At 39.1% G+C, this 11486-nt stretch carries 12 protein-coding genes, 2 tRNA genes and 1 pseudogene; 14 read left to right on the top strand and 1 reads right to left on the bottom strand.

The window, feature by feature from the left end:
• Window positions 1-574: DNA adenine methylase (locus tag ACFIK7_RS05855; RefSeq protein ID WP_375663074.1), on the top strand; the 574-nt coding region annotated here is incomplete at its 5' end.
• Between the two features lie 64 nt (window positions 575-638).
• Entirely contained in the window at window positions 639-1007 is a 369-nt protein-coding gene (locus ACFIK7_RS05850; RefSeq protein ID WP_273791283.1) for a helix-turn-helix domain-containing protein, read from the top strand.
• A gap of 100 nt (window positions 1008-1107) precedes the next feature.
• On the opposite strand, the gene ACFIK7_RS05845 is transcribed toward ACFIK7_RS05850, so the two are convergent.
• Window positions 1108-1183 (bottom strand) — tRNA-Val (locus ACFIK7_RS05845).
• Window positions 1184-1356: 173 nt separating this feature from the next.
• Between ACFIK7_RS05845 and ACFIK7_RS05840 the strand changes: the two genes are divergently transcribed.
• From ACFIK7_RS05840 to nuoK, 12 genes and pseudogenes are all read left to right on the top strand, one after another.
• Window positions 1357-1433 (top strand) — tRNA-Asp (locus tag ACFIK7_RS05840).
• Window positions 1434-1731: 298 nt separating this feature from the next.
• A complete protein-coding gene (locus ACFIK7_RS05835) occupies window positions 1732-2097 on the top strand; it encodes an NADH-quinone oxidoreductase subunit A (protein WP_005773599.1) in 366 nt (121 codons plus the stop codon).
• The gene (locus ACFIK7_RS05830) at window positions 2088-2669 is read left to right on the top strand and encodes an NADH-quinone oxidoreductase subunit B family protein (RefSeq protein WP_273791282.1); all 582 of its coding nucleotides are present in this window, start codon (window positions 2088-2090) and stop codon (window positions 2667-2669) included. The genes ACFIK7_RS05835 and ACFIK7_RS05830 overlap by 10 nt, the downstream gene beginning before the upstream one ends.
• Before the next feature lie 14 nt (window positions 2670-2683).
• The gene (locus ACFIK7_RS05825; RefSeq protein ID WP_273791281.1) at window positions 2684-3295 is read left to right on the top strand and encodes an NADH-quinone oxidoreductase subunit C; all 612 of its coding nucleotides are present in this window, start codon (window positions 2684-2686) and stop codon (window positions 3293-3295) included.
• A 121-nt stretch (window positions 3296-3416) separates the two neighbouring features.
• Entirely contained in the window at window positions 3417-4607 is a 1191-nt protein-coding gene (locus ACFIK7_RS05820; protein ID WP_273791280.1) for an NADH-quinone oxidoreductase subunit D, read from the top strand.
• Window positions 4607-5279: pseudogene (gene nuoE, locus ACFIK7_RS05815) on the top strand (NADH-quinone oxidoreductase subunit NuoE). Before ACFIK7_RS05820 ends, nuoE begins: the two are co-directional and overlap by 1 nt.
• Before the next feature lie 145 nt (window positions 5280-5424).
• Window positions 5425-6729, top strand: coding sequence for an NADH-quinone oxidoreductase subunit NuoF (gene nuoF / locus ACFIK7_RS05810; RefSeq protein ID WP_273791278.1), 1305 nt, complete (start codon window positions 5425-5427; stop codon window positions 6727-6729).
• Between the two features lie 68 nt (window positions 6730-6797).
• Window positions 6798-8867, top strand: coding sequence for an NADH-quinone oxidoreductase subunit NuoG (gene nuoG / locus ACFIK7_RS05805; protein WP_375631155.1), 2070 nt, complete (start codon window positions 6798-6800; stop codon window positions 8865-8867).
• Window positions 8868-8894: 27 nt separating this feature from the next.
• A complete protein-coding gene (nuoH, locus tag ACFIK7_RS05800) occupies window positions 8895-9941 on the top strand; it encodes an NADH-quinone oxidoreductase subunit NuoH (RefSeq protein ID WP_375663076.1) in 1047 nt (348 codons plus the stop codon).
• A 14-nt stretch (window positions 9942-9955) separates the two neighbouring features.
• Window positions 9956-10447 carry an NADH-quinone oxidoreductase subunit NuoI gene (gene nuoI / locus ACFIK7_RS05795; protein ID WP_273723184.1) on the top strand — a complete coding sequence of 164 codons (492 nt, stop codon included), beginning with the start codon at window positions 9956-9958 and terminating at the stop codon, window positions 10445-10447.
• Between the two features lie 94 nt (window positions 10448-10541).
• Window positions 10542-11162, top strand: coding sequence for an NADH-quinone oxidoreductase subunit J (locus tag ACFIK7_RS05790; protein WP_273791276.1), 621 nt, complete (start codon window positions 10542-10544; stop codon window positions 11160-11162).
• Window positions 11163-11175: 13 nt separating this feature from the next.
• Complete coding sequence (gene nuoK, locus ACFIK7_RS05785) at window positions 11176-11484, top strand: NADH-quinone oxidoreductase subunit NuoK (protein WP_273791275.1); 309 nt, start codon at window positions 11176-11178, stop codon at window positions 11482-11484.
• The last annotated feature ends 2 nt before the right edge of the window (window positions 11485-11486 follow it).

Below are 11486 nucleotides of genomic sequence, written 5' to 3'. Positions count from 1 at the left end.
TGTTCAAAATGACTTTGATGATTTAGCCAAACGACTAGAATGGTTTGTTTGTTCAAGACAGTTGTTTTTTGAACTTGCGGCGATTGATCCAGAAAGCCTTTCCAAAGTTGAAAGAGCCGCACGTTTTTTGTTTCTCCAACGTTGTGTGATGTATGGGAAAAAAGATTATGTCTCTTTTAGTTTTGGAAGGAAAAGAACGGCAGAGTTTAATCCCGAAAAGCTGTTATCAAGGATGAGGCGTGTTAGACAGAAGCTTCTTGATACGACAATCTTAAATTTGTCGTGGGAACGGGTTATCGAGCTATTTGATGCACCCGACAGTTTATTTTACCTAGACCCGCCTTATCTTGTGAAGAAGAAGTGTTACAGCTCTGGGAATTTTGTTGAAGATGATTTTGTGAGTATGGCAAAAGTTCTCAAAAGCATACAAGGCAAATTTGTCTTGAGTCTAAATGATTGTGATGCGGTTCGAGAGATCTTTAAGGATTTTGACTTTTTAGAATTAGAGACCCTTTGGACCTCTGGTTTTGCTAAAAAAACACCCCGAAAAGAACTCTTGATTCGTAATAATTGAAGAAAATCATAAAAAGATTTGTTAGAATCAGAAGAAATATTTCTTCTCTAATAGGACTTTTTATATGGTTACATCTTTTGGTAAAATTTTACGGAAACTTCGCATTGATCACTCCGAACGCCTTTTAGATATGGCTAAAAAATTAGACATATCTGTAGCATTTTTATCTTCTGTCGAGATTGGCAAAAAATCTGTTCCTGTAGGACTGGAGGAAAAGATCATAGAGCTTTATGGTTTAGATAAAGAGAAGGCTTTACTCTTAAGGAAAGCAGCTTATGCTTGTCGCAAAAGTTTTACAATCAAGACTTCTGATCCGTTGAGATGTGAAGCTGTTGGTGAGTTTGTTAGAAATTTAGAGAATTTTTCACAACAAAACTTAGCAGAATTAAAAGACTTTCTTGAGAAAGTTTGCAAAAAAAGAGGCGTCCTATAGAGACGTGTTGCAAAATCCTATTCCCTAACTTTTATTTACGCGTCCCTCACTTAAAAAAACATATGAAGAATCAACAGCTTAATAGGAATATAAAGCTATATGGTGGGCGATGAGAGACTCGAACTCCCGACATCCTCGGTGTAAACGAGGCGCTCTACCAGCTGAGCTAATCGCCCAATGCAATGATCAGCAATTGAATGGAGACTCTTTAAGGAAAAATTTTTCTAAACGCAAGAATAAAGATGGTATTTGATAATTTTTTTTAAAAATGCATAATCCTTCTTGACATAAACGCGTGAACCCCTTACACGACCGCTTGTACCAAATTAAATTGGTTCGAAAAAAATGCGCGGGTGTAGCTCAGTTGGTTAGAGTGCTGGCCTGTCACGCCGGAGGTCGCGGGTTCGAGCCCCGTCACTCGCGCCATTTCTTGATTCCTTATGAAATTTCCTTTTTTTAAGTATCCATATGCTATAAGTGAGGTGGTGGAGTATTTGATTGGGGGATAAATATGTTTTTTCTTTCTTTTTATATGGTTTATAAGAATAGGGCTTGCGTCTTTCTTTGCTCTGCGTTACCTATGCCGATAAGAAAAGTATCGCTCTGTATGCCTTTGAAGCAGTATGAATAGAGTTAATAGAGCGATTGTTAAATTTGTCTGTTTGGTCTCGCAATATTGAATCATTGTGTTAACTCAGGCATTTCGTTACGATGGAAGAGGGTTATGGCTTATTTATTGAGCTCTTACTTACCAGTCTTGATTTTCATTATTGTGTCAGCGGTTATTGCTGGAGTTTTGTTGATTACACCTTACATTGTAGCATATCGTTCCCCCGATCCTGAAAAGTTATCGGCTTATGAATGTGGGTTTAATTCATTTAGTGATGCACGCATGAAGTTTGATATTCGTTTCTATTTGGTATCAATTTTATTTATTATTTTTGATCTTGAAGTTGCTTTTCTTTTTCCTTGGGCTGTTTCATTCGAATCAATAGGTATGTTTGGCTTTTGGTCGATGATTGTATTTTTAGCGATTTTGACTATTGGATTTATATATGAATGGAAAAAAGGAGCTCTTGAATGGAATTAAGATCTAATAATTCAACGATTACAGCTCCAAAACCAAAAGGAATCATTGATCCAAATACTGGTGGGCTGATAGGATCTGATGATAAGTTTTTTCGTGATATCAATGCTGAATTATCAGATAAGGGTTTTTTAGTTACCTCGGCAGATGCTTTGATTACTTGGGCACGTACCGGTTCTTTAATGTGGATGAGTTTTGGTTTGGCTTGTTGTGCTATCGAAATGATGCAATGCTCAATGCCTCATTATGATAATGAGCGTTTTGGATATGCACCACGAGCTTCACCCCGCCAGTCCGATGTGATGGTGGTTGCTGGTACGCTCACAAATAAGATGGCGCCTGCTTTAAGGAAGGTTTATGATCAGATGCCTGAGCCACGTTATGTGATTTCTATGGGGTCATGTGCAAACGGTGGGGGATATTATCATTATTCCTATTCAGTAGTGCGGGGATGTGATCGTATCGTGCCTGTCGATATATATGTTCCAGGGTGTCCACCTACAGCAGAGGCATTATTATACGGCATATTGTTGTTACAGAAAAAAATCCGTCGTACCGGATCCATAGAGCGATAGAGAGTTTTCTTGTCATGGTGGATGAAACATTGGTTGAACTTGCTGCTTATTTGGAAAATAAGTTAAAAAATAAGCTTGAAGAGACTGTTCTTGCTTTTGGTGAATTGACCATTGTGGCACGTCTTGATGCAATTATCGATGTCTTAATGTTTGTTCGAGATGATTCTCGCTGTCAATTTATTAATCTTACAGACATTAGTGGTGTGGATTATCCTTCTCGCGATAAGCGCTTTGATGTTTCTTACCAATTGTTATCTCCTCGTGAGAATTTACGCTTACGTGTAAAGGTTCGTACTGATGAAAATACTCCTGTTGCTTCAGCTTGTACGGTTTATCCTGGTGCAGAGTGGTATGAACGAGAAACGTATGATATGTATGGGATTTTATTTTCAGGACATCCGGATTTGAGACGGATTTTAACAGATTATGGGTTTGAAGGATATCCTTTACGCAAAGACTTTCCTGTGACAGGATTTGTTGAATGCCGTTATGATAATGAAGCAAAGAGAGTGATTTATGAGCCTGTTGTTTTGCGCCAAGAGATGCGTAATTTTGATTTTCTGTCTCCTTGGGAAGGAGGACAGTATACTTTGCCACGTGATGGAAAAGCAGATGAAAAAAAATAATATTGGTTTTGATAAGGCATTATATTAGAGTACTGTATTTCTTAAATAATTAAATATTTTTTAGCGTGATAGATTTTTTTGATATTTGATATGAAGTTTTTTAAAAAGCAAGGGGTTGATTGTGGCTGAGGTCAATGTTCGAAACTTTAATATCAATTTTGGTCCGCAGCATCCTGCCGCGCATGGGGTTTTGCGCATGGTTCTGGAGTTGGACGGTGAAGTTGTTGAGCGTGTAGATCCACATATTGGGTTGTTGCATCGCGGTACTGAAAAATTAATGGAAACAAAGACTTATCTTCAAGCGGGTCCTTATTTAGATCGTTTGGATTATGTTGCTCCTATGAATCAGGAACATGCCTTTGTTCTTGCTATTGAAAAGTTATTAGATATTAAAGTTCCTAAAAGAGGGCAATTAATACGTGTTTTGTTTTCTGAAATTGGGCGTATTCTTAATCATTTGCTTAATGTAACGACACAGGCAATGGATGTTGGCGCTTTAACACCACCGCTTTGGGGGTTTGAGCAACGTGAAAGGTTGATGATTTTTTATGAGCGTGCCTGTGGTGCTCGTCTTCATGCAAATTATTTTCGTCCCGGTGGCGTGCATCAAGATTTACCAGAATCTTTAGTTGAAGATATTGGTGATTTTATTGATCCATTTCTTGTTTCTCTCGGAAAACTTGATGCGCTTGTGACCCCAAATCGGATTTTTAAGCAGCGTAATGTGGATATTGGCGTTGTAAGTATTGATGAAGCTTGGGCACGCGGTTTTTCTGGGGTTATGATTCGTGGAGCTGGTGTTCCGTGGGATTTGCGTAAAAGTCAGCCTTATGAATGTTACGATGAAATGGAATTCGATATTCCTGTAGGTAAAAATAGCGATTGTTATGATCGCTATCTTATTCGTATGGAAGAAATGCGTCAATCAGCGAAAATCATGCGCCAATGTGTGGAGCGTTTACTGAGTACTGAAAAAAATGGACCGATTTCGAGCTTGGATCGCAAAATCGTACCACCGACGCGGAGTGAAATGAAAAGCTCGATGGAAGCACTGATTCATCACTTTAAACTCTATACGGAAGGTTTTCATACACCTCCTGGAGAAGTATATGTTGCTGTGGAAGCTCCGAAGGGTGAGTTTGGTGTTTATCTTGTTTCTGATGGGACCAATAAGCCTTATCGTGTCAAGTTGCGTGCTCCTGGGTTTGCTCATCTCCAAGCTATGGATTTTTTAACCAGAGGTCATATGTTGGCAGATGCTACAGCTATTTTGGGTTCGATTGATATTGTTTTTGGGGAGGTTGATCGCTAATGTCCGTACGCCGTCTTGCAGATGATGTTTATCAGCCGGCTGAGTTTTCTTTTACAAAAGAAAATCAGATATGGGTACAAAATACCATAAAAAAATATCCTGTAGGGCGTCAGCAGTCTGCTGTAATTCCATTATTAATGCGCGCTCAAGAGCAAGATGGTTGGGTGACACGTGCTGCAATTGAGCATATTGCTCAGATTCTTTCTATGGCTTATATCCGTGTCTTAGAAGTTGCTACTTTTTATACTCAGTTTCAGCTTAAGCCTGTTGGAACAAAAGCGCATATTCAAGTTTGTGGTACAACGCCTTGTATGTTACGTGGTTCTGATGAATTGATTAAAGTTTGTCAGAAAAAAATTCATCATGAACCTTTTGCGACCAATCAGGATGGAACCTTATCATGGGAAGAGGTAGAGTGTCTTGGTGCTTGTGTTAATGCTCCGATGGTTATGATTTTTAAAGATACTTATGAAGATCTTACAGCTGAACGCCTTGAAGAAATTATTGATGCATTTGAAGCAGGTGAAAGTTCTGAGATAGCGGTTGGTCCACAAAATAGTCGTAAATCGTCGGAACCGATTAGTGGTTTAACTTCTCTTATTGATGATGAGAAAGAAAAAAAGATCTCTCAAGTCTTCACCAAAAAAGGATAAGGAAAGAATGGGAACATAATTAAGTATTTTTCTTGAAAAAATATTTTATTATTCTACCCATGATGGCAACATTTAACGAAAAGTAAGAAGTCTTGAAAAGATATTTAAAAATTGCATTTGAGGAAAAGCGGAAAATGCTATGGGTAATAGAAAAAAGGTGAGGTATGCTAGCTGATAAAGATCGTATCTTCACCAATATTTATGGCTTAAAAGACAAATCATTAAAGGCTGCGATGTTGCGTGGGCATTGGAATGGTCTGAAAGAGATGATTGACAAAGGTCGTGATTGGATCATTGACGAAGTGAAGGCATCGGGTTTACGCGGTCGTGGTGGTGCTGGTTTTCCTACTGGAATGAAGTGGTCCTTTATGCCAAAGCAGAATGATGGGCGTCCTCATTATTTGGTTGTCAATGCCGATGAATCTGAACCTGGAACTTGTAAAGACCGTGATATTTTACGTCATGACCCCCATACTTTGATTGAAGGATGTGTAATCGCTACTTTTGCTATGGGAGCCAATGTTGCTTTTATTTATATTCGTGGTGAATATATTCGTGAACGTGAAGCGCTTCAAGCTGCCGTTGATGAGTGCTATGATGCGGGGTTACTTGGCAAAAAAACGAAATATGGGCATGCTTGTGATATTGTTATTCATCATGGAGCTGGTGCTTATATTTGTGGTGAAGAAACGGCTCTTCTTGAAAGTCTTGAAGGAAAAAAGGGGCAACCTCGGCTTAAGCCACCATTTCCTGCCAATATGGGGGTTTATGGCTGTCCAACAACAGTAAATAATGTAGAGTCTATTGCCGTTGTTCCAACGATTTTGCGGCGGGGTGCTTCGTGGTTTTCATCAATTGGACGAGCAAATAATGTTGGAACGAAATTATTTATGGTTTCAGGGCATGTTAATGCACCTTGTACATTTGAAGACGCTCTTGGTGTTTCATTCCGTGAATTAATTGAAAAACATACGGGTGGTGTTCGTGGTGGATGGAATAATCTTTTAGCGGTTATTCCAGGGGGGGCTTCTTGTCCAGTCGTTCGTGGTGAGGATATGATCGATGCGATCATGGATTTTGATGGGATGAGAGATGTCGGGTCTTCTTTTGGCACAGGGGGAATGATTGTTATGGATAAATCAACCGATATTATCAAGGCAATTTGGCGTATAGCTGCTTTTTTCAAGCACGAGAGTTGTGGTCAGTGTACACCGTGTCGTGAGGGGACGGGGTGGATGATGCGTCTTTTAGGGCGTATGGTTGAAGGAAGAGCGCAAAAACGCGAGATTGATCTTTTGTTTGAAGTGTCTAAACAGGTTGAAGGACACACTATTTGTGCGCTTGGTGATGCTGCCGCATGGCCTGTACAGGGGTTGATACGTAATTTTCGTCCGGAAATCGAGCGTAGAATTGATGAATACACGCGAAATGTAGTCCAAAGCAAAAATATTGCTTTAGAAGCGGTTTAATAACGGATTTTGTTCTAAGAGCAACCGAATGCAAATTTTAAGTGGGTTATCCGCAGGTTGGATGGGTGATGATAAATATCAAAGTTGATGGCAAAGAGATTGAAGTTCCTGATTACTACACGTTGCTTCAGGCTGCTGAGGCGGCGGGTGTTGAAGTGCCACGTTTTTGTTTTCATGAATCTTTATCAATTGCTGGAAATTGTCGTATGTGTTTAGTTGAGGTTAAGGGTGGTCCTCCAAAACCTCAGGCTTCTTGTGCTATGGGGGTTCGTGATTTACGAGTAGGGCCTAACGGTGAAGCACCTGAAATTTTTACCAATACGGCGATGGTAAAAAAAGCACGTGAAGGTGTTATGGAATTTCTTCTCATTAATCATCCTTTGGATTGTCCAGTGTGTGATCAAGGGGGAGAGTGTGATCTTCAAGATCAAGCAATGCTTTATGGACGAGATTGTTCTCGTTATACAGAAAATAAACGTGCTGTAGAAGATAAATATATTGGACCTCTTGTCAAAACTGTTATGACACGATGTATTCATTGTACACGGTGTGTTCGTTTTACAACGGAAGTTGCAGGTATTTCTGAGCTTGGTTTGATCGGTCGTGGTGAAGATGCTGAAATTACGACGTATCTTGAAAAAGCTATGACATCTGAATTACAGGGAAATGTTATTGATCTTTGTCCAGTGGGAGCTTTAACTTCAAAACCTTATGCGTTTCATGCCCGTCCGTGGGAATTGGTAAAAACGGAATCGATTGATGTGATGGATGCGCTTGGTAGTGCTATCCGTATTGATAGCCGCGGCCGTGAAGTTATGCGGATTATGCCGCGTACGAATGAAGATGTAAATGAGGAATGGATCTCTGATAAAACGCGTTTTATTTGGGATGGATTACGGACTCAGCGGCTTGATAAGCCATATATACGCAAAGATGGAAAGCTTCAACCTGTCAGTTGGACAGAAGCTTTTGCAAAAATTAAAATGGTGATCTCTAAAATTTTTCCAGAAAAAATTGGAGCCATTGCTGGAGATCTTGCTTCTGTTGAAGAAATGTATGCCCTTAAAGCATTATTGAGCTCTTTGGGCTCAACGCTTTTTGATTGTCGTCAAAGAGGGGGGGCTTTATCGCCAGAGTTTGGACGCTCGAGTTATATTTTTAATCCTACAATTGTAGGTATTGAACAGGCTGATGCACTGCTTATTGTGGGATCTAATCCACGTCATGAAGCAGCTGTTTTAAATGCGCGTATTTTAAAGCGCCAACGGATGGGCAATTTTCCTATTGCATTAATTGGAGAGAAAGTCGATTTACGTTATCCTTATTCTTACCTTGGATCTGGGAGTGATACATTAACGACACTTATTCGTGGAGAGGATGTTTTTTTTAATGTCTTAAAAGAAGCGAAGAGGCCCCTTATTCTTATCGGAGAGGGGGCTGTTTCAGGAAATGAAGGTTTATCTGTTTTAAAAAGTCTTGCTAAATTAGCTGATAATATTGGTGCTCTTAGTGAGACATGGAATGGGTTTGGGGTTCTTCATAATGCAGCATCGATTGTTGGAGGGTTAGACATAGGCTTTACTTCTAAGCTTGGGGTTGCAAATATACTTAAAACCTGTGAAGTTCTATTTTTGCTTGGTGCTGATGAAGTAGAATTAGCCAATACAAAAGCTTTTACAGTTTATATTGGGAGCCATGGTGATAATGGTGCACATGCTGCTGATGTTATTTTGCCTGCATCTGCTTACACTGAAAAATCAGGGCTTTATGTGAATACAGAAGGACGTGTTCAAATGACAAATCGGGCTGGTTTTGCTCCAGGTGAAGCAAAAGAAGATTGGGCTATTTTGCGTGCTTTATCGGATATTTTAGGACAAAAACTCCCTTTTGATTCTCTTCCTCAATTAAGGCAATGCTTGTTTAATGATTATCCACACCTTTGTGCTGTTGATGATATAGTGCCTTCTGATATAAGTGGTCTTAAGGCGCTTGGTTCAAAAATGGTTTCTCTCGAGAGTCAAACATTTACTTCTATGGTTAAAGACTTTTATTTAACAAATCCGATAGCACGTGCTTCTGCTGTTATGGCTAAATGTTCATCTCTTGCAAAAAATCGTTCTACGCAAACTGTACTGTAAAGTAAGGGCAAAGGAAAAAGAATAATGATGTATGATTTCTTTATGACTTGGCTGTTGCCATTACTCATTATAATCGGAAAAACACTTCTTCTTTTGGTCGTTCTTTTGATCTTAGTTGCTTACCTTCTTTACGCAGATAGAAAAATTTGGGCTGCGGTACAATTGCGTCGTGGACCAAACGTTGTTGGTCCATGGGGATTGTTACAGTCTTTTGCAGATTTAATTAAATTTGTTGTGAAAGAACCTATTATCCCAGCAGGTGCAAATAAGGGGGTTTTTCTTTTGGCTCCTTTTATTTCAGCGACACTTGCTTTATCAACTTGGGCTGTTATTCCTGTCAATGAGGGTTGGGAGGTTGCGAAGATTAATGTTGGCTTGCTTTATATTTTAGCTATTTCATCTCTTGAAGTTTATGGTGTTATTATGGGGGGATGGGCATCAAATTCAAAATATCCTTTCTTAGGAGCTCTTCGTTCGGCGGCACAAATGGTTTCTTATGAAGTTTCCATTGGTTTTGTGCTTGTGACCGTTATTTTAGTGAGTGGTTCGTTGGATCTTACAACAATTGTTCTTAAACAAAGTCATGGTTTTGGTACAACTCTTGGTCTTCCTTTTAACAGTTTTCTCGATTGGAATTGGTTGGTCCTTTTTCCAATGTTTATTATATTTTTTATTTCTGCGCTTGCAGAGACAAACCGTCCTCCATTCGATTTGGTGGAAGCAGAATCTGAACTTGTTGCTGGTCATATGGTAGAATATTCTTCAACGCCTTACATGCTCTTCTTTTTAGGTGAATATGTTGCGATTGTTTTAATGTGCGCATTAACAACCATTCTATTTTTAGGCGGTTGGCTGCCTCCTTTAGATGTTTGGTGGCTTAATTGGGTTCCTAGTATCATTTGGTTTGTTTTAAAAGTCTGTTTTGTATTTTTTTGGTTTGCTATGGTTAAAGCATTTGTTCCACGTTATCGCTATGATCAGCTCATGCGGCTTGGTTGGAAGGTTTTTCTTCCTCTCTCACTAGCAATGGTTGTGATAACTGCTGCTTTTTTAAAGTTTACGGATTTCGTTTAAGAGGAGATTTTACGATGTCAGGTTTCATTCAGGCGGCAAAGTCACTTCTTCTATTGGAATTTGTGAGTGCTTTTTTCTTAGCTATGCGCCAATTTTTTTCACCAAAGCCCACGATTAATTATCCTTATGAAAAAGGTTTTGTATCTCAGCGTTTTCGCGGTGAGCATGCATTGCGTCGCTATCCAAATGGTGAAGAACGGTGTATTGCTTGTAAATTATGTGAAGCGATTTGTCCTGCTCAAGCGATTACAATTGAAGCTGGGCCACGGCGCAATGATGGTACACGTAGAACTGTCCGTTATGATATCGATATGGTTAAATGTATTTACTGTGGTTTTTGTCAAGAAGCTTGTCCGGTTGAGGCTATTGTCGAAGGTCCAAATTTTGAGTTTGCGACGGAAACACGTGAAGAACTTTATTATGATAAAGAAAAGCTTTTATTGAATGGAGATCGCTGGGAGCGAGAAATTGCTCGAAATATATTGATGGATGCGCCTTATCGTTAAGTGTATCGTTAAATGAGGTGTCGGATATTTTTCCGATAAATTGTAATCTGGTATGAAGTTTATACCAATTGTTTGAATAATTAAGGAGAAGCCTATGCTAACAGATCTAGCGGCGGCATTTTTCTATTTGTTTGCTTTTATTATGCTAACAAGTGCAGTTATTGTTATTACAGCACGCAATCCAGTGCATTCTGTTTTGTTTTTAATCCTCGCATTTTTTAATGCAGCAGCTTTGTTTTTACTTGCAGGGGCAGAGTTTTTAGGGCTTATTCTGCTTGTTGTATATGTTGGAGCTGTCGCTGTTTTATTTTTATTTGTCGTTATGATGCTTGACGTTGATTTTGCTGAGTTAAAGAGTGGAACTCTTCGCTATGCTCCTATTGGAGCTCTTATTGGTGTTATTATCGCTGTAGAATTGATTGTTGTTTTTATGAGTAGCTATTTTTCTCCAATCTTGAGAACGCATGTTACGCAACCAATGCCAGATTTAGCCCAGCGAACAAATACACAAGCATTAGGTGATATTCTCTATACGGATTATGTTTTCTATTTTCAAATTGCTGGAATGATTTTATTGGTTGCAATGATTGGAGCTATTGTTCTAACACTTCGTCATAAATTAGGAGTAAAGCGGCAATCTATTGCGGAGCAAGTTTCTAGAACGGTAGAAAGTGCTATTGAAATCAAACAAGTTGAATCAGGCAAAGGTATATAAGGGGGCTATGTAGATGTATATTGATATTACACATTATCTCACTGTTTCTGCTTTGATGTTTACAATTGGTATTGCTGGAATTTTTCTCAACAGAAAAAACGTGATTATTATCTTGATGTCCATTGAGCTTATATTGCTTTCAGTTAATCTCAATTTTGTTGCATTTTCAGCATTTCTTCATGATCTCGTTGGTCAGGTATTTGCTTTATTTGTCTTAACCGTAGCAGCTGCTGAAGCTGCCATTGGTTTAGCAATTCTGGTCGTTTTTTTCCGTAATCGTGGTTCCATTGCGGTTGAAGATGTTAATGTAATGAAAGGCTAACC

The organism is Bartonella sp. CL266QHHD (genome assembly GCF_042195355.1).
GTDB lineage: Bacteria > Pseudomonadota > Alphaproteobacteria > Rhizobiales > Rhizobiaceae > Bartonella.
Note: the sequence above shows the minus strand (reverse complement) of the source record. Positions and strands in the feature narration are given on the sequence as shown.